We start from the raw sequence: 25,393 nt of genomic DNA, 5'->3' as shown, positions 1-25,393 counted from the left end.
TTATGATATTCGCAAATCCTTTTGGAATTCCTGCTTACCTTGCCTTGATGCGATCGGATGCGCCATAAAAGAAACCCCCATAGGAGAGAGCTTGAGCAGCTTCTTTCGCATGGGGGTTTTTGTCAGAGAGGGATCAGCCTCCCTGATTGCTTTGTGTATTAAAGTACTGGACAATCCCTTTGAATAGACCTTCTGCGGCAAGATCCTGTTGTTTCTCGGAACGTGCGCGAATCTCATCGTTGTAGTTGGATAAGAAGGAGATCTCGGCCAAAATGGACGGCACCGGGTTTTCGCGTAGAACGAAATAGTTTCCGTAACGATAATTCATATCCTTGTAGCTCGTCGCTTTCACCAGTTCCGTTTGAACTAGGGAGGCGAGCTTGCTAGAGTTACCTTGGCTGTAGTAGAAAATAATCGAGCCATTCGTTGCTGAGTTTGGATGCGTATTGTGATGAACGCTGACAAAAATATGAGCCTGATTTTGAATCGCAATGTCGACGCGCTGTTGCAGAGTCAGCTTGCGATCATCAGCCCGTGTCATGATGACTTTGGCGCCTGCTGCTTCCAACTTGTTGCGCAGGAGCAGAGATACTTGCAGATTGACTGTTTTCTCTAAAGTAGAGAAGCTGGAGCCAGTCGAGCCACCATCTGTACCACCATGACCAGCGTCGACGACGATGACTTTGCCGGCAAGATCATTACTGCGTACCACTGCTGGCGCACCATTAGCTGAAACAAGCCAGCCTGCAATGTAGCCTGTGGAGCCGTCAAGGAAGTTTACTTGGAACCACTCGCCTGATTTATTGGCAATTCCGTATTTCTCACCAGGCTGCACCTGTTTGATAATATCGTGATCAGTACTCGGACCAGAACGAACATTGGTATCTGGATTTATGATCGTCACGTATGGGCCACTCGGAGTAGGCATGCTTGGTTGGTTCACCGAAATGTGCCAGCCTGCCACCCAGCCAGTTTTTCCGGCTGCCGTGTTGACGCGGTACCAGTCTCCTTGTTTTTCCAAAACAGTCAGCTTGTCTCCGACTGGAAGTGTAGCTTGAATAGCACTCGTTGTGTTCGGTTCACTGCGCAGATTCAATCCGTCCGTTTTTACTGTGGCGGTTTGACTCGAAGAAGATGGTTGCCCAGTCTGAGGTTTCGTGCTTCCATTTCCATTTTCGGGCAGAGTCGGTTGACCTGTGTCCGGGTTGGTTTGATCGGTGGAGAGCCAAGCGTTGACTCCATCGTATGGGAATTGAATCCAACCATTTTGTCTGTTCAAGACCGTGATTTTCTCGCCCGCATGTAGTTGACCGATAGCAGGTGTACTGGCATCTGGTGTGGCGTATACGTACGGAGCGAAGTCCAAGGTGAGGCTGGCTCCTTGTACGGCGGGAGGCTTCGGTTGTGAGCCTGTCCCCGCAGGATTGGTTGTTGGGGGTGTGCTACCAGTAGAGGGAGGAGTAACTGCTTGTCCCGTACCTACTTCTTTTACAAGCCAGTTTGCGACCCAGCCTTTTGTTCCTGCGTTGAGTTGAATTTGGATCCATTCGCCACTCTTTTGCACGATGGGGTAGCGCGTACCTGGATTAATTGTTTGTACGACTGCATATGTCTGACCGGGTCCAGAACGAACATTGACATTCGTCGTGGTGCTCTCTACTTGCTTGGCAGATGCAGTTGCTGGTTTCTGTTGCTGCTGCTGTGTGCTGACGAGCCAGTTCGCTACCCAACCGTTTTGGCCGTTCGGAAGCTTTACCTGAATCCAGTCATTTTTGGTGGAGATGACAGGCAGCACAGTTTTGTTCGGCAGTGTAGTGACAATAGCCTCTTGGAGGCTAGGACCTGAACGGACATTGAGCTTGTCCACGGTGACCTGAACAGAACCGGCGGCCCAAGCTGCAGAAACGGGGAGGGAAATGGCACAGACGACAGTCAGGAGACTCCTCAGGATCTTTTGACGAACAAACACGATAGACATCCTTTCCGAAATAAGTAGCTTCTTGAATTCCTTGTGATTTTGCATGTTTTTACCAAAATAATCACTTCGCTATTTCTCCTGCTTTTTCCTGCAAAAAACGACAAAGTTCTGCATGGCTTCCCTGATTGCTTTTTGGCAGGCAAGGCAATACTAGATTTTACTAGACGCTAGCACACGCAGCTTTTCAGGAGGAATTCATCGTGAGACAGTCAAAGAAGGAAACATTCGCGCAAGGATTGAATCGGCAGTTTTTGTCTGTTGATTTTCAAGACGATTTGGAGAAAGAAATGTCACTACAAAATGTAGAAATGGCCCAAGATTTTCATCCAGGCTTGCGGGATATCCAACATCCACGACAAAAACGGCGATGACTTGCACATGATGCCACAACTTGTCTAGTTGACCCGAGTAATTCTCGTCGGCTATGATGAGGAGTGGCATTTTTGAAAAAAGCAGGTGAACTCCATGATACAGATCGTATGTGAGGGACACGCATTCGAGCGGGAACTCTCCTTAATTCTCGCGTTATTTTACGAAGATCCAGCGCTCACTTTTGTGCCGGAGTGGACAGGTGAGGCTGATTTGAAAATCAAGCTGGTATTGACCGTGCATGAAAATGGAGTCGTAGCTTCGGGAGAGTTATGCGATGGCAAACGAAGCATCTCTCATCAGGTGGAGCGAGACTACGTAGCACGTGATGAAAAAGCGATGAAAAAGACGGCCAAGCAAGCTCTTTGCTATGCGCTGTTATTGATGTTGGAAGAATACACGGGCAAGGAGCAAGGCTGGGGTATTTTGACCGGGATACGCCCGACGAAACTGCTGCACCAGTTGAACGCCGCTGGTGTAGACAGACAGGAAGCACATAAGCGATTGCAGCAGGATGTGATTTTGCGTTCATACAAGCTAAAGCTTTTGCAAGAAATCGTAGACAAGCAGCTCTACGTCGTGCCTGACTTGTATCAAATTGATCGCGAACTGTCTGTGTATATCGGCATCCCATTTTGTCCGACGAAGTGTGCGTACTGTACGTTTCCTGCTTACGCGATTCGCAGTCATACGGCTTCGGTTAATCCGTTTCTCGAAGGTCTCCATTACGAGATGGAGCGAATGGGAGAGTGGCTTCGCGCGAATGACCAACGGATCACATCCATTTATTTCGGTGGCGGAACCCCTACGAGTATTACCGCAGATGACATGAACCAGCTGTTTGAGACGATGCATCACTCTTTTCCACACATGGGAGAGGTGCGTGAGTTGACGGTTGAGGCGGGAAGACCCGACACGATTACACGTGAAAAGCTTGATGTGATGAAGCAGTGGGAAGTGGATCGGATCAGCATTAATCCACAGTCGTTCACGCAGGAGACGCTCCAGGCAATCGGACGTCATCACACCGTCGAAGAGACGATTGAGAAATACCATCTGGCTATGGAGATGGGCTTGACTAATATTAATATGGACCTGATCATCGGGCTGCCAAATGAAGGCGTAGCCGAGCTGGCGCACAGCCTCCAAGAGGTAGAAAAGCTAATGCCTGCCTCGCTGACGGTGCATACGCTGTCTTTCAAGAGAGCATCTGAGATGACGCAGAACAAAGACCGCTACAAGGTCGCCAGTCGCGAAGAAATTAGTAAGATGATGGAGATGGCTTCCGAGTGGACAGCGGCGAACGGCTATGACCCGTACTATTTGTATCGGCAAAAAAACATTTTGGGAAATTTGGAGAATGTCGGATATGCCAAGCCAGGGCAGGAGAGCATCTACAACATCATGATCATGGAAGAGGTACAAACCATCCTTGGTTTCGGCTGTGGTGCCGTATCCAAGCTGATGGCTCCAGGAAGCGGCAAGCTGACTCGCTTTCCGAATCCAAAGGACCCAAAAACGTACAATGACACATACAAGGTTCTGGTTGAAAACAAGCTTCGTGATTTGGATCAAATCTATTCGGGTGCGAAAACGGCTGGACAGGTATCTGGCAAGTAAGTGATGGATATACTGTTGATTAATAAAAAAAGTTTTATTCGAGCGCCTGTTGACGGCAGTTGGCGGGTTTGCTATGATTCACATTAAGCTTTTTTATTGAATAAGAAATGATCTGATGACGGGAACAAGTATCCAGGAACCGGATGCCCAGAGAGAAAGCGCCGTGGCTGAGAGTGCTTTCGTATAACGGCTTGGTGAATGACATCCCTGAAGACCGCAGTGAACGGCTGAAAGAAATCTCTTTCCCCAGTAACTGGCAGGCGTGTGCCGGCGTTAACGGCTAATAAGTGGGATAGCCTTTTGTGATTGTAAGGCTATTCAAACAGGGTGGCACCACGGGAGTATAACCAGTCTCTCGTCCCTGACATGCGGCGATTTGCTAAATGTCAGGAGACGAGGGACTTTTTTATTTGGTCAAAAATAAAGGTTCCTTGATCCTGAAGGTTTGGCGTTAGCCCGAGTTTTTGAAAAGACATGGAGGTTCGAGAGGAATGACAAGAATCCAGATCCCACGCGGTACGCAGGATATCATGCCTGGTACTGTAGAGCTGTGGCACTACGTGGAGGCCAAGGCCCGCGATCTGTGTCGCCGCTCCAATTACGCGGAAATTCGTACGCCGCTGTTTGAGAGCACAGAGTTGTTCCAACGGGGTGTAGGCGAGACCACGGATATCGTGGAAAAAGAAATGTACAGTGTAGCCAATCCGCGCAGTACGGACGCTCTCACGCTGCGTCCAGAAGGGACAGCGGGTGTTGTTCGCTCCTACGTGGAAAACAAGCTGTACGGTGTGCCTAATCAGCCTACCAAGCTGTACTACCTGGGGCCGATGTTCCGTCACGAGCGTCCGCAAGCAGGCCGCTATCGCCAATTCGTCCAATTCGGTGCAGAAGCGATCGGTTCAAGCGATCCAGCGATCGATGCAGAAGTCATTGGCCTTGCAATTCGTCTGTATCAGGAGCTCGGATTGACAGGACTTTCTGTGGAATTGAACAGCGTAGGTACGGTAGAAGACCGGGCGCGTCACCGGGAGCATTTGCTCGCACACTTGAACGGTGTTCGCTCTGAGCTGTGCGAGGATTGCCAATCTCGTATCGATCGCAACCCGCTCCGCGTGCTCGATTGCAAAAATGAAAAATGCAAAACACTGACGATGGATGCTCCGTCCATTTTGGACTACTTGAGCGAAGAATCCGCGACACATTTCGAAGCCGTACAAAACTACTTGACCGCACTGGATATTCCGTTTCATGTAAATCCGCGTCTGGTTCGCGGCTTGGACTACTACACACTGACCGCATTTGAAATCAAAATGGCAGAGATCGGTGCGGTAGAAACGCTTTGTGGCGGTGGGCGCTACAACGGACTGGTTGCAGAGCTGGGCGGCGACGATATGCCGGGCATCGGCTTCGCACTCAGTATCGAGCGTCTGCTGTTGGCTCTGGAAAAGCAAGGTGTTCAACTGCCGATCTCGGGTGGCATCGATTGCTTCGTAGTGGTGCAGACACCAGAAGCGAAAACAACAGCTTTTGTTCTCGTCGACCAATTGCGCCAAGCTGGGATTGCGGCTGAGCTGGATTATCTGGATCGGAAAATGAAAGCACAGTTGAAGCAAGCAGATCGTCTACAGGCTCGTTTTACGGCGATCATCGGCGAGTCTGAATTAACGAATGGCACGGTTGTTCTAAAGGAAATGGCAACAGGCGAGCAACAAGAAGTGAAACGCGAGGAACTCGTTTCGGTACTCGCTGCAAAAGCAAATCAATAAAACAAATCGTTGGGGGAAATGATCATGTCTTGGCAATATCGCACCGTACATGGTGGAGAAGTAACAACAGCACACGTTGGGCAAGAAGTCGTACTGAACGGATGGGTACAAAAGCGTCGCGACCTCGGGGGCGTAATCTTCATCGACTTCCGTGACCGCACAGGCATCGTCCAAATCGTATTCAACCCGGAGTACAACAAAGAAGCTTGGGAAGCGGCTGACAAAGTGCGTAGCGAATACGTACTGGTTGTAAAAGGGAAAGTTGTAAACCGTGCACCAGAAGCAATCAATCCGAAGCTGAAAACCGGCGAAGTAGAAGTGCACATCTCTGAAATCGAAATCTTGAACGATGCAAAAACGCCTCCGTTCTTGATTGAAGACGAGATCGATGTAGATGAACAAGTTCGTCTGAAATACCGCTACCTGGACTTGCGCCGTCCAGAAATGCAGCGCTCCCTGATTTTGCGCAGCAAAGCAGCGAAAGCGTTCCGTGACTACCTGGATGAAAACAACTTCCTGGAAATCGAAACACCAATTCTCCAGAAGAGCACGCCTGAGGGCGCACGTGACTACCTCGTGCCTTCCCGTGTACATCCAGGCGAGTTCTACGCGCTGCCACAATCACCACAGCTGTTCAAACAGCTTTTGATGGTATCCGGTTTGGAGCGCTACTACCAAATCGCTCGTTGCTTCCGTGACGAAGACCTGCGTGCTGACCGTCAGCCTGAATTTACCCAAATCGACATTGAGACCTCTTTCCTGTCTATGGAAGAGATCCTGCCGATGATGGAAAAGATGGTTGCTCACGTATTTAAGCAAACGGTTGGTGTAGACGTACCGACTCCATTCCCTCGTCTCACGTATGCGGATGCAATGGCGCGTTACGGTTCTGACAAACCAGACGTACGCTTCGGCATGGAGCTGACAGACGTATCTGATCTGGTTGCGACAAGCGACTTCAAGGTGTTTGCAGCAGCTGTAGCTGGCGGCGGACAAGTAAAAGCGATCAACGCAAAAGGTTGCGGACACTACTCCCGTAAAGAAGCAGACGACCTGGGCAAATTCGCTTCCCGTTATGGCGCGAAAGGCTTGGCTTGGATTGGCTTCAAAGACGGCGAGATCAAAGGGCCAATTGCGAAGTTCTTTAAAGAAGAAGAAATCAACGAGATGAAAGCACGCTTGGCGGTAGAAGAAGGCGACTTGCTCCTGTTCGTTGCTGACAAACCAAAAGTAGTAGCAGATGCACTGGGTGCCCTTCGTTCCAAGCTGGGTGCTGAACTTGGCCTAATTGACCAAAGTAAGTTCGCATTCCTCTGGGTAGTAGACTTCCCGCTGGTTGAGTGGGATGAGGATGCAAAACGCTACGTTGCCCTGCACCATCCGTTTACTCGTCCAAAAGACGAAGATCTGCACCTGTTCGACACCGATCCAGGTCAAATGCGCGCACAAGCGTACGACATGGTTCTCAACGGATACGAGCTCGGCGGAGGTTCCATGCGGATCTTCAAGCGCGAAGTGCAAGAAAAAATGTTTACCGCACTTGGCTTCTCACCAGAAGAGGCACGTAAACAATTCGGCTTCCTCATGGATGCATTCGAATACGGTACACCTCCACACGGTGGAATCGCTCTTGGCTTGGACCGTCTGATCATGCTCTTGGCTGGTCGCACTAACCTGCGCGAAGTCATCGCATTCCCGAAAACAGCAAGTGCGAGCGACCTGATGGTAAACGCTCCAGATGTAGTAGACGGAAAACAATTGAAAGAGCTGTCCATTGCAACAATTGTCACAGAAGAAGAAAAGGTAGAAGCGTAATCGACTTGCGCAACTGCATTGCTCTTTGATACATTGGTAATACTATGATGAAAGCCCTGCTATGCTCGTGACATCCGATAGTTTTGAGCCACAAAGTTTGTTTAGGGAGTTTTTCGTCCGTGATTGTAAAGGCATGCCTCCTTAGAGTGGACGTCTGTAACAGTTCGGCAAGACACCCACCTGCGATGAGCAGGTTCAAAACTAAGGAGCAACACGGCATAATGGGGCTCCTTTTTTCTACTTCAATCCTACTTTTCCGATTGACTATAAGTGCGTGTTGAACAACCCTAATAATCTCGCTTGCGAATGAAAGGTGACACGAAATATGCTTCATCAATTTTCTCGTTGTGAATTGGCCTTCGGTCCCGAAGGTTTGGAAAAAATGAAAAATAGCCGCGTTGCTGTATTAGGAATTGGCGGAGTCGGTTCCTTTACAGTAGAAGCACTCGCTCGTACAGGTGTAGGCAAGCTCGTTTTGGTAGATAAGGATGTAGTAGATATCACGAACATCAACCGCCAAATCCATGCGACGCTGAACACAGTCGGTCAAAAAAAGGCTGAGCTCATGAAGGAGCGTATTGCGACGATCAATCCTGAGTGCGAGGTCGTAACTCTCAATATGTTCTACAATGAAGAAACAGCGGATGCGCTGTTTGAGCATGAACTGGATTACATCGTGGATGCCATGGACACCATGTCCGCGAAGCTCCATGTGATTAAAGAAGCGAAGCGTCGCAATATCCCTATTATTTCTAGCATGGGTGCGGCCAACAAAATGGATCCGACCCGTTTTGAGGTTGCCGATATTTCCCAAACAAGTTATGATCCGATTGCAAAGGTCATTCGTCGTGAGCTGCGGAAAAGCGGTATCTACAAAGGGGTAAAAGTGGTATATTCCCGTGAGATTCCCGTAACCGTACGTGTAGATGTACGCGAACAGATCGTTTCCAACCCGAATTCACCGATTAGCAAAGTGCGGATGCCTCCAGCAAGCAATGCTTTCGTGCCTTCTGTGGCTGGTTTAATTTTGGCCAGTGTAGTGGCAAGAGATATTTTGGAGTGGCAGCCTGTAAAAGGATAGTGGAACATGGATGATTTATTCACGTTTGCCTACGACCAGCAGGGTGGCGGCAAACAGAAGCCATTGGCTGCACGGATGCGGCCGCAAACGATTCAAGATGTAATCGGGCAATCGCATATTTTGGCTCCTGGAAAGCTGCTCCGACGCGCGATTGAAGCAGATCAAGTGTCCTCTGTTATTTTTTACGGACCTCCTGGTACAGGGAAAACAACGCTCGCAAAAGTCATTGCCCGGACCACACGTACGCATTTCTCCGAGTTAAATGCCGTTACGGCCGGTGTTGCTGACATCCGCAAAGTGGTAGATGCGGCAAAGGAGCGGCTCGTCATGGACAGTCAGCGGACAACGTTGTTCGTAGACGAGATTCACCGTTTTAATAAGTCGCAACAGGACGCCCTTCTTCCTTATGTGGAGGAAGGCACGATCATTTTGATCGGCGCTACGACGGAGAATCCTTTTTTCGAGGTGAATCCGGCGCTTTTGTCGCGTTCACAAGTGTTTTCCCTTCAATCGCTTTCTCATGAGGAATTGAAGCAGGTCATGGATCGGGCGCTTACTGATGAAGAAAACGGATTGGCGGAGCTATTTGTCACCGTAGAACCGGAAGCGGCAGAGCATTTGGTTCAATACGCGGAAGGGGATGCCAGACGTTTGCTGAACGCATTGGAACTGGCAGTGACAACGACGCAACCAGGAGCGGATGGACGAATTACGGTGACGCTGGACGTCGCAGTAGAATCCATTCAACGCAGGGCTGTACGCTACGATAAGAGTGGGGACAACCATTACGACACGATCTCCGCTTTTATTAAATCCATTCGTGGTTCTGATCCGGACGCAGCTCTTTACTGGTTGGCGAGAATGATCGATGCCGGAGAAGATCCGCGGTTCATTTCTCGCCGTTTGGTCATTTCGGCTTCAGAGGACATCGGCAATGCAGACCCGCAAGCGATCACAGTTGCGATGTCCTGCTTTCAGGCGGTAGAATTGGTGGGGATGCCTGAAGGGCGTATCCCTTTAGCACAAGCGACGACGTACCTGGCAACTGCCCCCAAAAGCAATGCCGCTTACAACGGAATTAATTCTGCGTTGGATCGTATCCGAACGGATGGTCACAAGCAAGTACCGATTCATCTGCGAGATTCTGCTTATAAGGGAGCTGCGAAGCTGGGACACGGTCAGGGATATCTGTATCCGCATAACTATCCATATGGGTATGTACCTCAACAGTATCTGCCTGACGGTGTAAACTACTCGTTCTACCAGCCAAAGGATCACGGCTATGAGCGTCACATTCGCCGTTTCCAGGAAGAAAGACAGAAGATGGATGGACGTGGATTGCCAAGGAAAAACTCCCCCGAATAATAGGGGGAGCTAACATTTACGTGCGGACGTTTCCGCCTGGTTTATTGGGCAAGTCACCGTTTTCATTCGGTTGTTTGCTCTGCTCACTCGCTCCGTAACGGGCTTTGTGAGCAATCGTGCCTGCGGGTTGGTCGTACAAGGTTTCGGACGGGTGGTTGGGACCTCGTTCCGAGCGTTTGTTCGTTGTCATCTGCATATCACCCCCTAAGATGTTAGTGTGTCCCACGATACAGAAGACATGTAGGGGGCGGGCGCGTATTACCGATACAAAGAGGAGAGTTGTTAACGTGAAGATTTCGACGAAAGGACGTTACGGGCTGACGATCATGATGGAATTGGCCAACCGTTGCGGAGAAGGGCCGACTTCACTGAGGAGCATCGCCCAGAAACACGATTTGTCTGAGCATTATTTGGAGCAATTGATTGCACCTCTGCGTAACGCGGGTTTGGTAAAGAGCATTCGTGGCGCATATGGCGGTTACGTTCTGGCAAAGCAGCCAGATGAGATTTCTGCTGGTGATGTGATTCGCGTGCTGGAAGGACCGATCAGCCCTGTGGAATTTGCAGAGGAAGAAGACCCGGCTAAGCGTTTTTTGTGGCTGCGTATTCGGGATAGTATTTCTGCTGTTCTGGATTCGACTTCCCTTCAGGACTTGATCAGCTTTGAAGACGATGGTCCTGCCGATAATTATATGTTTTATATCTAGAATATAAGTTGGTAGAAGGTGACAGCAGTGTCAGATCTAATGTATTTTGACCACGCAGCGACTACGCCGGTACATCCGCGTGTAGTTGCTGCAATGACTCCCTATTTGACTCAAGTATTCGGGAATCCATCCAGTGTCCATGGTGCAGGTCGCGAAGCGCGAAAAGCGTTGGAGCATGCGAGAGACACGATTGCCGACTTTATGGATGCTGATCCACAATCGCTCATCTTTACGAGTGGCGGGACAGAAGCGGACAATATGGCAATCATCGGCGCAGCAATGGCACAGCGCGAACGTGGTCGTCACGTCATTACTTCGCAAATCGAGCACCATGCAGTCTTGCATGCTTGTGAATTTTTGGAGCAGGCTGGATTTGAAGTGACGTACTTGCCTGTTGACCAGATAGGCATGGTCCGCTTGGAAGACCTAAAACAAGCGGTTCGTCCGGATACGGTACTGGTGTCCATTATGTACGGGAACAACGAAGTAGGAACGATCCAGCCAATCGAGGAAATCGGTACCTTCTTGCGTGAAAAAGGGATTGTTTTTCATACGGATGCCGTACAGGCTTTTGGTGTACTGCCTATCCATGCACGGAAGCTCCCGGTTGATATGCTCTCGGTATCCGCTCATAAAATTAATGGTCCAAAAGGAGTCGGCGCTTTGTATGTAGCGCGTAAGGTCCCGTTTTCCCCGATTTTGCACGGCGGTTCACAAGAGCGCAAACGCCGAGCGGGAACGGAAAACCTGGCCGGGATTGTTGGGTTTGCCGAAGCGACAAAGGTCGCTGGCGAGGAAATGGCGGAGCGGGTTGAAAAGTATGAGCAGATGAAAGCAGCGATGATCGCAGTCTGGCAGGAAGCAGGAATTACGTTCTGCCTGAATGGACATAGCGAGCAGGTTTTGCCACATATTTTTAATGTGTCATTCCCTGGTGCACATACAGAAACCATGCTGATGAATCTGGATATCGCCAAAATTGCAGCAGCGAGCGGCTCAGCTTGTACATCCGGATCATTAGAGCTGTCACACGTGCTGAAAGCGATGCACGTGGACGAGAAGATTCTGCATTCAGCTATTCGTTTCAGCTTTGGAATGACGAATACGGTGGAAGAGGCGAAACAAGCTGCTACAGTGGTTGCTGGGATTGTAAAGCGCTTGGTACGCGAATAACGTAGAATGAAAGCCGTTTGGATAAGCCAAGCGGTTTTTTCATTTGAGTAAAAGCGGGTTTCTTATTGGAGTTTGTGGTGAATTGTGGAAGGGGATGGTAAAATGATGCTGTGGTACTAATCCTGAAGAACTATACAATTCGGATCATCCGATAAGGAGAGGACTTTCATGTTGCCCAGACGCTACTCTATTCGCTACAAACTGGTGTTTACGATACTAATCCTAACCATGCTTCCATTAATGGTCGTCGGCTATATCCAATTTGAAAATGCACGCAGCGCGCTATACAAGCTGGCTGTTTCTGACTTGCAATACATAACGGAAATGAAGGCACGTGAGCTGGCTGTATACGCTCAAGATGCAACGATTAATGAGGGGAACAGACAGAAAATTAATGAAATAACACGCGAGGTGGCCGAAAAATATTACAAGCCAAATGGCATGGTTGGCTACGCCTATATCTTGGATGCGAGTGGAATTGCCATCTTTCATCCAGACCCGAAAGTCGAGAATACTTCTTTGGCGAATGAAGAATTCACGCAAATCATGCTCGCTCAAAAAAACGGATGGATCGAATATGACTTCGGCGGCTCTACCAAAGTGGCGGCGTATAAGCAGCTGCCAAACGGGTGGATTCTAGCCATTGGCAGCTACGAGAATGATTTGCTGACGACGATTGAGAGCAGTCGCCCGATGATGTTTCTCCTCAACCTGATAAGTGCCACCTTAGCGCTGGTCACAGGCATTTTTATTGTCAACAAGCTGGTACGACCGCTAAAAGAGCTGGTATTGGCAATGAAGCGTGCAGAGACAGGGGATTTGACCACGCAAGTGACTGTCCGTTCCCGAGACGAGCTTGGGGAATTATCGTCGATGTACAATGAGATGATGGGGGTATTTCGCAGCATGGTCAACGAGGTGCAGCGAGTAGCCCAGCAGGTAGCGGCATCTTCGGAAGAATTAACAGCGAGTGCGACAGAAAGTGCACGTGCTTCCGAACAGATTTCCATGGCTTCTTCGGAAATTGCTACAGGTTCCGAACAACAAAAACAAACGGTGACGGATACAGTACGCTTTTTGTCTCGCATCGGTGGAGATATCCAACTCATTGCAGCCTCGACTTCTCAAGTAAATGCTGATGCGACAGACGCGAATCGATTGGCACAGGTTGGTGAAGGCAAGCTGCAAGAGCTCGTACAAGAAATGGATCAAATCACGGATCATGCCCGTAGTACGGAGCAGGTTATCCGCGAGCTTGGCTCTCAATCCGAGCAAATCATGGGAATCATCACGATCATTCGTCAAATATCCAACCAGACGAATCTATTAGCTTTGAATGCCGCCATCGAGGCTGCACGGGCGGGGGAACAGGGACGAGGCTTTGCGATTGTTGCCCAGGAGGTACGTAAGCTGGCTGAGCAATCGGGTGAGGCTGCCGAAGAGATCGCAGGCTTGATTCATACCATCCATACAGATATTCTCGCCGCTGTATCGGCAATGGGAACGACTGCAGTCGCTATACAGGATGGACGCGAAGGAGTGGCCCAGGCAGGAGACAGCTTCCAGCAAATCTTGGTGGCCGTTCAAGACGTCAGCCAGCAAGTACATCGTATGAACGATGCAGCCCAAGGGATTCATCGCGATACAGTCCAATTAGTGAGTCACTCCGAAAAAATAGCTGGACTTGCGGAAATAGCGGCCAGAGATACACAGGAAGTGGCAGCAGCGTCCGAAGAACAGTCTGCAACATCCGAGGAAATGACGGCAGCATCAGAAACACTTGCGAAAATGGCCGAGCAGTTGTCAGAACAAGTAAAACGATTTACAATTTAAGACGAGCATATGAGAAATCCACTTTCAAGAGAAGTGGATTTTTCCTTTCTGGAACGGTTTTTATGTCAGGAGGCGTTTAGATGGACGAGCAGCAGTCAATCTCGCTGTTTGCGGAAACCTACATTCGAGGATTTGTTTCTCAAGAAATTTTTTACAATGATGAAACCTGGTACGGAGTTATCCGTCTAAAGATAGAAGAGACTACCGAATCGATTAAAGAATCGGAGGTCATTATTGTCGGTAATTTTCCTCGGCCACATCCAGATGAGCTGTACACCTTTTACGGGGAATGGAAGACACACGCTCGTTTTGGCCAGCAGTACGTAGCAAAGCGCTATGAACGTGAAACACCGAAAACATTGGCAGGGGTTGAGCGATACTTAGCCAGTGGCTTGTTTCAAGGGATCGGAAAAAAGATGGCCAAACGAATTGTCGAGCAGCTTGGGGTAGATGCGCTGTCGATTATCGCGGACTTCCCGGAGCGATTGGCTGAGGTACCAGGCATTTCTGAACAACGTGCCAAAACGATCTATGAATCAGTAGTCGAGCATCGTTCCTTGGAAAGTGCCATGGTTTTCTTGTACGACTTCGGCATTGGTGTGAACATGGCGCTGCGTATTTATCAGACCTATAAGCTGGAAACGATGACGGTACTGAAGGAAGAGCCTTACCGGTTGATTGAAGATGTCGTTGGAATCGGCTTTAAGCGGGCAGATGACATTGCACGAGCAACTGGAATCGATGCTTCCTCAGAAGAACGTGTGAAGGCGGCAGCTCTCTTTATGTTGCAGGAGGCTTCGTATTCAGAGGGACATGTTTATTTGCCTGTGGAGGAGCTGTGTGAAAAAACACTGCGCCTTCTCGAAGAGTGCGGCGGGCACGTCTTTTCTGGAGACGATATTCGACTGGCAGTGGAAGCCCTGTTTGTGTCGAGTAAAATTGCCTGGGAAGATGAGCGGGTGTATTTGCCTTCACTGTTTTTTGCCGAACTCGGTCTTGCCAAAAGACTGCGTCACTTCGCTGCGCGGGATGAATTCGGTACGTTCCCGACATCGGAATTTTACCGTGCGTTAGGGGCGGTCGAGGATGAGCTGGGGATTACATATGCCCAGACGCAGCGTGATGCCATTGAACAGGCGATCAAAGCAGGTCTGATGCTTCTCACAGGTGGGCCTGGGACGGGGAAAACGACAGTCATTCGAGGGATTTGTCGTGTCTTTTCTCAGCTTCATGGATTGTCTCTGGACTTGAAAAAATACAACGAAGAAAATCCGTTCCCGATCATACTTGTAGCTCCTACTGGGCGTGCAGCAAAACGTATGACAGAGACTACGGGTTTACCTGCAATGACTATCCATCGCTTACTCGGTTACAAAGGGGAGAGCTTCGAGCATGATGCGGAGCACCCAATCCGTGGCCGGCTATTAATTGTGGATGAAATGTCCATGGTTGATATCTGGCTCGCCAATCAATTGTTTCGAGCGGTTCCAGATGACATGCAGATCATCATGGTAGGTGACCCTGATCAGTTACCTTCCGTAGGACCAGGCAACGTCCTATTGGATATGATTCGATCTGGATTGCTACCTTTGGTACAGCTAACAGAAATTTATCGGCAAGCAGAAGAATCCACCATTATTCGGTTGGCCCATGATGTACGCAAGGGGAATGTACCGGCAGATTTGCTTCACACCACCCCGGATCGGCGATTCTTCACAAGTTTGCCACAAGAAGTTCCGGAAGCAGTGAAACAAATTTGCTTCGGAGCCGTAAAAAAAGGGTATACGGCAAAAGATGTTCAGGTATTAGCCCCTATCTATAAAGGTAATGCCGGTGTGAACCGGTTGAATGAAGAATTGCAGGAGCTGTTTAATCCGAAAACGCCGCAAAAGCGTGAAGTTACTTTCGGTGAGACGACTTTCCGTACAGGAGACAAGGTTCTGCAATTGGTGAACAATGCTGAAGAACAGGTGTTTAACGGTGACATGGGTGAGATCGTCGCCATCTTTTTCCCGAATGAAAATGCGGAGAACCAGGAGATGCTGGTCGCTGCCTTTGATAACAGGGAAGTGGTGTACAAGCGTTCGGATTATCATCAGCTGACGCTTGCCTACTGCTGCTCGGTTCATAAGTCTCAAGGCAGCGAATTTCCGATTGTGATCATGCCGTTTGTCAAAAGCTACTACCGTATGCTCAGACGTAAGCTGGTCTATACCGGGATTACCCGGAGCAAATCATTCCTCATCATGTGTGGAGAGCCGGATGCGTTCCGCGCTGCTGTAGAGTCTGATGAGGAGGGAGTACGGTACAGTTACCTGGAGGAACGGCTAAAGCAAGAGTGAAGTTGGAACCATTTGCGCCGAATGGACGTGTCCTTTTCGCCTGATACTAACAAGGCGGAAGGGGGATGTCCCACATGCGCAAGGCAATGGATGCAGTCGGATTGCCAGTTGTTTGCCTTCAAACAGGGGAGACGATTGGAACCGTGCGCGACATTCTTTGCGACTCCACTTGGCATGTACGAGGAGTCTTGCTGAGCGAACAGGGCTGGTTCCAATCAGGTACCTATATTCCTACCGAACATATTCATGCGGTCGGGGAGTCCTGCCTTACCGTATCGGGAAAAGACGCGATCACGCCCTTACCTCATCTCGCCGGACTAGAGCCTGTCGGCATTGTGACGGGAAAGACGAAGTTAAAAGGAAAAGCGGTGATTACCGCATCCGGAGAGTGTTTGGGGAGGCTGGAAGACGTTTACTTTTCAGCCAACTGGGAGAAACTTGTAGGGTACGAACTATCGAATGGCTGGCTTGCAGATATTACGGAAGGACGAAAGCGCCTCCCTGCACCAGCATCCGTTATCGTCGGGGAAGAAAACCTGATCGTGCCGGACTAGTTCGTGGCCAGGCGTGAAAGGGAGGAAAAGCGTGATGCGTGTCATATGCCCGAATTGCAGTTCCAAAGACGTAGGAAAGATTGGAACCAATCAATACTATTGCTGGAACTGCTTTATAGAAATGAGCGTTTCCAATGAGCAGATCGCTTCTGTCTACCAGGTTGAGGAAGATGGATCTTTGCATTCGCTCAACGATCTGTTTATTGAGGATCAGACAGTAACCGCTCACTTGAATATGTAGTGGATTTGAGCGGCAAAACCAATGGAGGTGGCACGCTTGTTCATTCGAGGCCTGTTGCGGGTTCTGGCCACAAGCGGAATTGTGGCGATCATTGGCTATTGGATGGCTCCGCGACGTCGCAGTCGGTTTTCATTGAATTGGAATCAGTTGCCCTTCTCCATGCGTGATGTAACGCGTATGTGGAAATCAGGTCGCAAGCTGATGCGTGCCGTGACTCGTTAACAAAATGTGAATTGGAACGTAAATAAACACCCGAACATACACTGTGTTCGGGTGCTTTTTTTACATCGCCATACATGAAAAAGCTCCGTCGCGTAAAACGACGGAGTCTTGCTTTGCATTAAGATTGTTCTGCCAAACGTTTTTGCTGTTGGCTTTTCATGCGTCCGATCAACAGGACACCAACCACAACAGCTACGATGAATAACCATTTTACCCAAGGGTAAGCGGCAAAGAATGGTGTGAGGAACTTCTCGCTCGTTACCATGTTCGCAGCGGTATACGCCAATACGGCAGAACCGATATAAATAACGATCGGATATTTCTCGATCAGCTTCAAGATCAATGTGCTACCCCAAACCATGATCGGAACACTGATGATCAAACCGATAACTACCAGAAGGAAATCACCATGTGCTGCACCAGCAACCGCGATAACGTTATCCAAGCCCATTACCGTGTCGGCTACGATAATCGTCCAAATCGCTGCTCCAAGTGTTCCGCTTGCCTTCATATTCTCATGACCATTATCTTGAACCAGCAACTTGAGGGCGATCCAAATGAGAATCAAACCACCTACAAGCAGCAGACCAGGAATTTTCAGTAACCAAACGACAGCGAGTGTCGCTAATGCACGAATGACAATTGCACCAACCGTTCCCCAGATGATAGCTTGCTTTTGCTGATGAGCAGGCAGGTTACGAGCCGCCATCCCGATGACGAGGGCATTGTCCCCGGCCAGCACCAGATCGATGATAACGATAGAGAGTAATGCAGTCCAAAACTCAGGGCTTAACAATAAATCCATTTCTACTCCTCCTCCTAATCCATTTTAGAAGCGAATAATCCGCTGGCCGTTTTCTTGATACCTCCTGTAGTGTGTGTAAAGGGGCGAAAAAGAAAACGACCTTTCCCGGGACAGGAAAAGGTCGTTTAAATAACAAAAATAGACCTTTTACCTGGTCGGCAAAGGTCTTGCTTACAACATTTACGAAAATGTTGCCAACATAGCCGGGGAAAAATCCCGTAATGACGACTATGTTGCGAAAAAGCTACTCCCCTTTGGAGATATCCTCTTGTAATTACATAGTACTGAACACGAAATTGTGTGTCAATAGGTTACATGAAATTAATGTGAATGAGACAAGCTAAAAAAGATGTATGCAAATAGAGAGGAGTTGGGGAACGTGGATGAACTTCGGCGAAGTCGTCTATTTGCTGCTGCTGTTTGGCTCATCGCACTTTTGGTCATCGGCAATCTGCTTTGGCTGCTCCGACCAGTCCTTTCACAGTTGTTTTCGCTCATGAAGGAAGTGCTCGTTCCCGTCATATTGGGACTCGTTATCGCTTATTTGCTCCATCCGGTCGTGCAATTGCTAGAAAAAAGAAGGGTTCCGCGCTTAATGGCAGTGCTGCTCATATATGGATCATTTGTATTGGTGATTACCATTGCGATCATTAACGCCATCCCTGTTTTTACGAAACAATTGGTGGAGCTGTCAGACGATATTCCCCGCCTGATGGATTGGTACTATACATGGATGAGTGAGTGGGAGGCACGAAAGTATTTCTTGCCGGATAGCATATCGAAGGGTGTGGACCGGGTGATCATCCAGTCGAATGAGGGAATGTCTCATTCCGTATCGAAAATCGTGGATAATGCTCGTCATTCGATGGGAAAGCTGTTTGCTTTTGCTATCGTACCGTTTATCGCTTTTTACTTTTTGAAGGATATGAAGCAATTGCATGAGACGGGGATGTCGATTGTTCCAAAGGCTTATCGGAAGCAAGTACTGATCGTCCTTCGGGATATTAATGAATCCTTGGGCAAATACATACATGGACAAATGATTGTCGCCCTGATCGTAGGTGCTTTCGCATATCTGGGCTACTGGTGGATCGGCATGCCGTATCCTTTTGTACTGGCTGCATTCGTATGTCTCACCAACATCATTCCGTACATCGGACCATTGATTGGGGCGGCCCCGGCAGTTGTGATCGCCATTACGATTTCAACCAAGACACTATTACTCGTTCTCGTTGTCAATCTCATCATTCAAATCGTGGAAGGGAACATTTTGTCCCCGAACATCGTTGGTCGTTCTTTGCATTTGCACCCGCTTCTCATTATCTTGGCCCTGCTGGTAGGGGAGACTGTAGGGGGCATCATCGGGCTAATCGTTGCTGTCCCGATTCTTGCCGTTTGCAAAGTGATCGTCAGCCGAATCGCTGTCATGATGCATGAAAGTTGACAGTGATCAGGTAAAATATTTATAATATGGACAAAGTGATTTATGTGAAATCAATGAGGGAACGAGTATGTTGCAGACCTTTTACAGAGAGGGCGCTCCATGGTTGAGAGGGCGACCAAAAGAAGAGCAGCAGAAGGCTACTCCTAAGACCGGGCAAAACCCGGCGGCTTGGCACCGTTAGACGCCACTTAAGCGACAGGCCTTGGCTCAGATACGTGTAGCGAGCCTGTAAGCAGGGTGGTACCGCGAGAAAATCAGTTCTCGTCCCTGAGGGGATGGGGGCTTTTTTTATTTTTAGATGAGGAGAATGTAGATGAAGAAACTGACAGGCAATCAAATCCGCCAGATGTTCCTCGACTTTTTTGTAGAAAAAGGACATCGCATTGAGCCTAGCGCTCCATTGGTTCCAATCGACGATCCTTCCCTTCTGTGGATCAACAGCGGTGTAGCGACTCTCAAGAAATATTTTGACGGCCGAATCATCCCGGACAACCCGCGCATCACGAACTCACAAAAGTCTATTCGTACCAACGATATTGAAAATGTGGGACGTACTGCTCGCCACCATACCTTTTTTGAAATGCTGGGTAACTTCTCTATTGGTGAGTACTTCAAGGAAGAAGCGATTGAATGGGCATGGGAGTTTTTGACGAGCCCAAAATGGATGAGCTTTGATCCAGAATTGCTTTCCGTTACCATTCACCCAGAGGACGAAGAAGCATTTGAGCTGTGGAGCAAGAAAATCGGTGTTCCAGAAGAGCGAATCATCCGACTGGAGGGCAACTTCTGGGATATCGGAGAAGGCCCGAGCGGACCGAACACGGAGATTTTCTATGACCGTGGAGAAGCATTTGGAAACGACCCAAGCGACCCTGAGCTGTACCCAGGTGGGGAGAATGAGCGTTACCTGGAAGTATGGAACCTGGTATTCTCCCAGTTCAACCACAATCCAGACGGTACTTACACGCCGCTGCCTAAGAAGAACATTGATACGGGGATGGGTCTTGAGCGCATGGCGTCTGTCATCCAAGGCGTAGACAACAACTTTGAGACAGACTTGCTGTTCCCGCTGATCGAAAAGACCACGGAAATCTCCGGTGTGAAGTATAAAACAAGCCCTGAGATGGATGTAGCTTTGAAGGTAATCGCTGACCATGCACGTACAGTTGTGTTTGCAATCGGTGACGGGGCGCTTCCATCCAATGAAGGACGTGGCTACGTCATTCGCCGTCTGCTTCGCCGTGCCGTACGTATGGGGAAAAAGCTGGGCGTAGAGAAGCCATTCCTGTACAGCTTGACTGAGACAGTAGGCACGATGATGGGCGAATTCTACCCAGAGGTTGTCCAAAAGCGTACGTTTATCGAAAAAGTTATTCGTGCCGAGGAAGAGCGTTTCCACGAGACATTGAACGACGGTCTGGCGATCCTGTCTGACATGGTGAAGGCAGCAAAAGAAAGCGGAAAGACACAACTGTCTGGTCAAGATGTGTTCAAAATGTACGATACGTATGGATTCCCTGTTGATTTGACAGAAGACTTTGCAGACGAGCAAGGGCTGACTGTCGATCGTGATGGCTTTGATCAAGCGATGGAAGAACAGCGTGAGCGTGCACGTGCAGCACGTCAAGATGTAGACAGCATGCAAATCCAAGGTGGTCCATTGTCTGATTTGACGGTTACGAGCCAATTTGTTGGTTATACTGAATTGGTAGCAACAGGTAAAGTTGAAGCGATTATTTTGGACAACCAGCTGGTAGAAGAAGCAGAAGAAGGTCAAACCGTACAACTCGTTCTGAGCCAAACTCCTTTCTATGCAGAAAGCGGCGGTCAGATCAATGACGAAGGTTTCCTGATTTCTGATATCGTGAAAGCACGTGTGACAGATGTACAAAAAGGACCAATGGGTCAAAATGTACATTCCGTCATCGTCGAAGCTGGTACCCTGCGCAAAGGCGATGAGGTTCGCGCGGAAGTGAACCGTGAAGCACGTCTGGCTATCACACAAAACCATACAGCGACTCACTTGCTGCATCAAGCACTCAAGGATGTCTTGGGAACGCATGTCAATCAGGCAGGTTCCTTGGTAGCACCAGAGCGTCTCCGTTTTGACTTCACGCACATTAGCTCCATTACTCCAGAAGAGCTGGAGCGTATCGAAGCGATCGTGAATGAAAAAGTGTGGGCAAACCTGAGTGTCGAGATCTCCAACAAATCATTGGCTGAGGCAAAAGCGATGGGCGCGATGGCGTTGTTCGGTGAAAAATACGGCGACGTTGTACGCGTTGTAAAAGTGGGCGAATACAGCTTGGAGCTGTGCGGTGGATGCCATGTGAACAATACCGCAGAAATCGGTCTGTTCAAGCTGGTTAGCGAGAGCGGTATCGGCGCAGGTACACGCCGGATCGAAGCAGTAACAGGACGCGGCGCTTATCAGTTCTTGAACCAGCAGTTCACTACACTCAAAGAAGTGGCGCAAGCACTCAAAGCACCAGTACTGGCAGAAGCACCTGCACGTGTAGAAGGTCTGCAACAACAATTAAAAGAAGTACAGCGCGAAAACGAGTCCCTGCGTGCAAAACTGGGGAACATCGAGGCAGCGTCGTTGACGGATAAACTCCAACAAGTAGACGGCATGAATGTACTCACTGCACGTGTTTCCGCTGTCGATATGGACAACCTGCGCGGCATGGTAGATGAGCTGAAAAACAAACTCGGCTCCGCTGTCATTGTGTTGGGTGCAGTCGATGGCGACAAGGTGAACCTCGTTGCAGGTGTAACCAAAGATCTCATGGATCAAGGCATTCACGCTGGTAAGATCATCAAGGAAGTCGCAACTCGTTGCGGTGGCGGCGGTGGTGGACGTCCTGATATGGCACAAGCCGGCGGTAAGGACCCATCCAAGCTGCAAGAAGCACTGGATGCAGTGGTTGACTTCGTGAAGAGTCAAGCAGTAGGGAAATAGTGCGATTGCACGAGAAATTTGTATAATCGACAGGAGTAAACGAAATCCGAGTCGAATACAAAAAAGAGTATGAAACTAAAAGAGTCTCAAAGGAAATCGAGGTGTTGATTGTGAGTTCGTTGGATAATACCATGAAATTCACGGTGCCCAAGGAAGCGAATGCGGCGGATGTGCAAGAAACATTGACAGAGGTGTACAAAGCCCTGCAGGAAAAAGGATACAACCCGATCACCCAGATCGTCGGTTACTTGCTTTCTGGCGACCCGGCGTTTATCCCACGCCACAACAACGCGCGGAGCCTGATCGGCAAATTGGAACGGGACAAAATCATAGAAGAGTTGGTGACCGTTTACTTGTCAGAGCGCAAGTAGACCTTAACGATGACACGATTGATGGGGTTGGATGTAGGCGACAAGACGATTGGAGTGGCTGTCAGCGATGAGCTGGGATGGACTGCGCAAGGAGTAGAGACCATCAAGCGACAATCCAAGGAAAAGGATTTTGCTCGCCTGAGCGAATTAGTTTCGCAGTATCAAATTGGGGCTTTCGTTGTTGGTTTGCCCAAAAACATGAACGGAACCATTGGCCCGCGTGCTGAAATGTGTCAAGCATTTGGCAAGCTTTTGGAGGAACGCACGTCTCTTCCTGTCCACATGTGGGACGAACGCTTGACGACAATGGCGGCAGAGCGTATGCTGATCTCTGCTGATGTCAGCCGTCAAAAGCGAAAGACAGTGATAGATAAAATGGCGGCCACTTTAATCCTCCAAGGATATTTGGACGCGAAATCGAGGTGACCACAATGAGTGAAGAGATGATGGAAGAGTTCGAAGTGGGCGATGTGATCGCGCTGACGGAAGAAGGTACCGAGGAACCGCGAGATTTTCGTATCATGTACATTTTTGACATTGAAGACCGCAGCTATTTGGTGCTCGTACCAGTAGATCAGGAAGAGGAAGAAGAGTACGAGGTTCACTTCCTGCGTTATGATGGTACAGACATGCTCATGCCAATCGAAGATGATGAAGAGTGGGAGCAAGTAGAAGCTACCTTCGAAACGTTGATTGCCGATTTGGAGAAAGACGGAATTTAATAGATTCGTGAGAAAAGGGTCCGCAACTGGCGGGCTCTTTTTTTATGACTTTTTTCGCCAAAATCATCCATGAAGTGACAGTTGGATAAGCCTCTTGTATAATGGATGGGATGGAGATAAAGAGACCCTAAAGGGAGGATTTCTAGCTTGAAACCAATGTCAGCGAAGCCTGATTTTAACCCCGGCCGCCCTCTGGCGCATCGACGCAGACGCGGCGGACGAATTGTGATGTGGCTGGTTGCCTTGTTGTTGTTGATCATTTTGGCTGCGGGGGGAGCAGCGTGGTACGTGTACCAGCAATTACAGCCGGTTGCAGGTGAACAGACGGTGAAAAACGTGGCGATTCCGTCCGGGTCATCCGTACAAAAAATTGGTCGACTTCTGGAAGAACAAGGTCTGATCCGAAATGCCGATGTATTTAATTACTATGTGAAGTATAAAGGCGTGGCCCCTGATCTTAAGGCGGGAGAATACCAATTTACGACTGGTCAAGCCATTGATGAGATACTAACCGCTATGGTGGAAGGAAACACGGTGATCAATGCGAACCGATTTACGATCCCAGAAGGCTGGAATGTTGAACAGATCGCAGATCATCTCGATAAAGAAGGCATTGTAGAGAAGGCGGCATTCTTAAAAGAAGTAAATGAAGGTGCATTCCCCGACTATCCTTTTGTCGCAGCCATACCGAAGCATGCAGACCGAAAACACCGTCTGGAAGGATATCTGTTCCCGGAAACGTATGAGGTGGACAAAGATGCTACAGCCCATGATGTCGTCTCGCGTATGCTGGCTCAATTCCAAAAGGAATGGAAGCCAGAGTGGACAGAGCAGTTGAAGCAGCACGATTTAACACTGGATAAGGCGGTTAATCTCGCATCGATCGTTGAGCGTGAAGTAACAGTAGATAAGGAGCGTCCGCTTGTAGCAGGCGTGTACTATAATCGGATTCGCGATAAGTGGCCGTTGCAGGCTGATGCTACCGTCCAGTTTGTTCTCGGCAAACAACGAGACCGTTTGACCTTCGAGGACCTAAAAGTAAAAAGTCCGTACAACACATACACAAATCCTGGATTGCCACCGGGACCGATTGCCAACCCAGGCAGAGCTTCGCTTGCAGCTGTCGTCAATCCAGCTAAACACGATTACTTTTTCTACGTGACGAAAAAAGACGGAACGGCCGAGCATTACTTTTCCAAAACACTGCAAGAGCATGAAGCAAATGATAAGAAAAGCAGGGGAAACTAACCAAGTTTCCTCTTTTTTTTTTGCATGCGATCAACAGCGCTTGACGTAGCCAAGCTTTCTCAAGGTGTGCTATAATAATTCGGTTGTAACGAAAGAGGAGTGAAATCATGATTACCAATCCGGCAATTGACGACTACGTGTCAAGCCTGGTACCCGAGCGTTCTCCGCTGCTCAAGCGAATGGAGCAGGAGGCGGCAGAGGAAAACATTCCGATTGTGCAGCTCCCGTCCGCTCAAGTCATGCGGATGTTGTTATTGCTGCATCGTCCCAAAGCGATTCTGGAAGTGGGTACGGCAATTGGCTATTCCACCATTTGGCTTGCAGAAGCTGCGCCGGAAGCGCGAATTGTCACGATGGACATAGATGAAGATCGATTGGCGAGAGCACGGGAAAATATAAAAGAAGCAGGATGTGCAGATCGTGTGGAAATACTCTCACGTGACGCCACTTTAGGGCTGCCGGAGTCATATCAATTTGACTGCCTGTTTATCGATGCGGCTAAAGGTCAGTATCGAGTATTCCTCGATTTGTATCTACCGCTTCTCCGCGAAGGCGGTTTGGTAATCAGCGACAATGTCCTGTTCCGAGGACTGGTGGCGACCCCAGAAGAAGCGGGCAAGCGCCAGCGTCCGATGGTGGACAAGCTGCTTTCTTATAATTCGCATCTGATGGAGCGTCCTGATTTAGAAACGACATTTATTCCAGTCGGAGACGGGCTGGCCATCAGTATGAAAAAGAGTAAAAACATAGGGTCGTAAACGTGTAAAGCATCATG

The 25,393-nt window shown here is 49.0% G+C and carries 23 protein-coding genes and 1 other RNA gene; 21 read left to right on the top strand and 3 right to left on the bottom strand.

All coding sequences use genetic code 11. From position 1 onward, the window contains the following. Window positions 1-133: 133 nt before the first annotated feature. The gene (locus POF51_RS21235; protein WP_271756020.1) at window positions 134-2,023 is read right to left on the bottom strand and encodes an SH3 domain-containing protein; all 1,890 of its coding nucleotides are present in this window, start codon (window positions 2,021-2,023) and stop codon (window positions 134-136) included. Window positions 2,024-2,178: 155 nt separating this feature from the next. Between POF51_RS21235 and POF51_RS21230 the strand changes: the two genes are divergently transcribed. The 7 genes from POF51_RS21230 to POF51_RS21200 all read left to right on the top strand — a co-directional run bounded on the left by POF51_RS21230 (window position 2,179) and on the right by POF51_RS21200 (window position 9,994). Beyond that, the gene (locus POF51_RS21230; RefSeq protein ID WP_017247583.1) at window positions 2,179-2,349 is read left to right on the top strand and encodes a hypothetical protein; all 171 of its coding nucleotides are present in this window, start codon (window positions 2,179-2,181) and stop codon (window positions 2,347-2,349) included. A 94-nt stretch (window positions 2,350-2,443) separates the two neighbouring features. Continuing rightward, window positions 2,444-3,967, top strand: coding sequence for a coproporphyrinogen III oxidase (locus POF51_RS21225; RefSeq protein WP_271756019.1), 1,524 nt, complete (start codon window positions 2,444-2,446; stop codon window positions 3,965-3,967). Between the two features lie 491 nt (window positions 3,968-4,458). Then, a complete protein-coding gene (gene hisS, locus POF51_RS21220) occupies window positions 4,459-5,733 on the top strand; it encodes a histidine--tRNA ligase (RefSeq protein WP_017247585.1) in 1,275 nt (424 codons plus the stop codon). Between the two features lie 24 nt (window positions 5,734-5,757). Further along, complete coding sequence (gene aspS / locus POF51_RS21215) at window positions 5,758-7,548, top strand: aspartate--tRNA ligase (RefSeq protein WP_017247586.1); 1,791 nt, start codon at window positions 5,758-5,760, stop codon at window positions 7,546-7,548. 50 nt (window positions 7,549-7,598) lie between these two features. Then, window positions 7,599-7,780, top strand: a non-coding RNA gene (ssrS, locus tag POF51_RS21210) — 6S RNA. A 93-nt stretch (window positions 7,781-7,873) separates the two neighbouring features. Beyond that, entirely contained in the window at window positions 7,874-8,629 is a 756-nt protein-coding gene (locus tag POF51_RS21205) for a tRNA threonylcarbamoyladenosine dehydratase (RefSeq protein ID WP_017247587.1), read from the top strand. A 6-nt stretch (window positions 8,630-8,635) separates the two neighbouring features. Beyond that, the gene (locus POF51_RS21200; protein ID WP_069850483.1) at window positions 8,636-9,994 is read left to right on the top strand and encodes an AAA family ATPase; all 1,359 of its coding nucleotides are present in this window, start codon (window positions 8,636-8,638) and stop codon (window positions 9,992-9,994) included. A 16-nt stretch (window positions 9,995-10,010) separates the two neighbouring features. Here the strand turns inward: POF51_RS21200 and POF51_RS21195 are convergent, their stop codons facing one another. Continuing rightward, window positions 10,011-10,184, bottom strand: a complete 174-nt coding sequence (locus POF51_RS21195; RefSeq protein WP_016739245.1) for a hypothetical protein — start codon at window positions 10,182-10,184, stop codon at window positions 10,011-10,013. Between the two features lie 97 nt (window positions 10,185-10,281). Here POF51_RS21195 and cymR point away from each other — a divergent pair, with 97 nt between their 5' ends. The 7 genes from cymR (at window position 10,282) to POF51_RS21160 (ending at window position 17,066) form a co-directional block, all read left to right on the top strand. Continuing rightward, the gene (gene cymR, locus POF51_RS21190; protein WP_017247589.1) at window positions 10,282-10,701 is read left to right on the top strand and encodes a cysteine metabolism transcriptional regulator CymR; all 420 of its coding nucleotides are present in this window, start codon (window positions 10,282-10,284) and stop codon (window positions 10,699-10,701) included. Window positions 10,702-10,728: 27 nt separating this feature from the next. Next, window positions 10,729-11,874 (top strand): cysteine desulfurase family protein, encoded by a 1,146-nt coding sequence (locus POF51_RS21185; RefSeq protein WP_069850481.1) that lies wholly within the window; start codon window positions 10,729-10,731, stop codon window positions 11,872-11,874. A gap of 168 nt (window positions 11,875-12,042) precedes the next feature. Next, on the top strand, window positions 12,043-13,707 hold the full coding sequence (locus tag POF51_RS21180) for a methyl-accepting chemotaxis protein (protein WP_069850478.1): 1,665 nt from the start codon (window positions 12,043-12,045) through the stop codon (window positions 13,705-13,707). A gap of 80 nt (window positions 13,708-13,787) precedes the next feature. Beyond that, a complete protein-coding gene (gene recD2 / locus POF51_RS21175; RefSeq protein ID WP_069850476.1) occupies window positions 13,788-16,049 on the top strand; it encodes an SF1B family DNA helicase RecD2 in 2,262 nt (753 codons plus the stop codon). Window positions 16,050-16,123: 74 nt separating this feature from the next. Continuing rightward, window positions 16,124-16,603 (top strand): PRC-barrel domain-containing protein, encoded by a 480-nt coding sequence (locus tag POF51_RS21170; protein ID WP_017247593.1) that lies wholly within the window; start codon window positions 16,124-16,126, stop codon window positions 16,601-16,603. Between the two features lie 34 nt (window positions 16,604-16,637). Next, window positions 16,638-16,844, top strand: coding sequence for a hypothetical protein (locus tag POF51_RS21165; RefSeq protein WP_007717618.1), 207 nt, complete (start codon window positions 16,638-16,640; stop codon window positions 16,842-16,844). A gap of 27 nt (window positions 16,845-16,871) precedes the next feature. Beyond that, a complete protein-coding gene (locus tag POF51_RS21160; protein WP_228088569.1) occupies window positions 16,872-17,066 on the top strand; it encodes a hypothetical protein in 195 nt (64 codons plus the stop codon). A 118-nt stretch (window positions 17,067-17,184) separates the two neighbouring features. Here POF51_RS21160 and POF51_RS21155 read toward each other — a convergent pair whose 3' ends face one another. Further along, window positions 17,185-17,871 (bottom strand): TerC family protein, encoded by a 687-nt coding sequence (locus POF51_RS21155; protein ID WP_017247595.1) that lies wholly within the window; start codon window positions 17,869-17,871, stop codon window positions 17,185-17,187. Between the two features lie 379 nt (window positions 17,872-18,250). Here POF51_RS21155 and POF51_RS21150 point away from each other — a divergent pair, with 379 nt between their 5' ends. The 7 genes from POF51_RS21150 (at window position 18,251) to POF51_RS21120 (ending at window position 25,376) form a co-directional block, all read left to right on the top strand. Next, window positions 18,251-19,315, top strand: coding sequence for an AI-2E family transporter (locus tag POF51_RS21150; protein ID WP_069850471.1), 1,065 nt, complete (start codon window positions 18,251-18,253; stop codon window positions 19,313-19,315). Window positions 19,316-19,628: 313 nt separating this feature from the next. After that, window positions 19,629-22,277 (top strand): alanine--tRNA ligase, encoded by a 2,649-nt coding sequence (gene alaS / locus POF51_RS21145; RefSeq protein WP_069850468.1) that lies wholly within the window; start codon window positions 19,629-19,631, stop codon window positions 22,275-22,277. 110 nt (window positions 22,278-22,387) lie between these two features. After that, entirely contained in the window at window positions 22,388-22,648 is a 261-nt protein-coding gene (locus tag POF51_RS21140; RefSeq protein ID WP_007727936.1) for an IreB family regulatory phosphoprotein, read from the top strand. Between the two features lie 9 nt (window positions 22,649-22,657). Then, window positions 22,658-23,074: a Holliday junction resolvase RuvX gene (ruvX, locus tag POF51_RS21135; RefSeq protein ID WP_012685619.1), complete on the top strand. Its 417-nt coding sequence runs from the start codon at window positions 22,658-22,660 to the stop codon at window positions 23,072-23,074. 5 nt (window positions 23,075-23,079) lie between these two features. Then, window positions 23,080-23,370, top strand: a complete 291-nt coding sequence (locus POF51_RS21130; RefSeq protein ID WP_007727932.1) for a DUF1292 domain-containing protein — start codon at window positions 23,080-23,082, stop codon at window positions 23,368-23,370. A 147-nt stretch (window positions 23,371-23,517) separates the two neighbouring features. Further along, entirely contained in the window at window positions 23,518-24,618 is a 1,101-nt protein-coding gene (gene mltG / locus POF51_RS21125; RefSeq protein WP_017247600.1) for an endolytic transglycosylase MltG, read from the top strand. A gap of 107 nt (window positions 24,619-24,725) precedes the next feature. Continuing rightward, window positions 24,726-25,376, top strand: a complete 651-nt coding sequence (locus tag POF51_RS21120; RefSeq protein ID WP_069850466.1) for an O-methyltransferase — start codon at window positions 24,726-24,728, stop codon at window positions 25,374-25,376. Window positions 25,377-25,393: the final 17 nt, after the last annotated feature.

The organism is Brevibacillus sp. AG, from assembly GCF_028369215.1.
Classification (GTDB): domain Bacteria; phylum Bacillota; class Bacilli; order Brevibacillales; family Brevibacillaceae; genus Brevibacillus; species Brevibacillus porteri.
The sequence above is the reverse complement of the archived record's forward strand: the minus strand, read 5'-3'. Positions and strand labels throughout refer to the sequence as shown.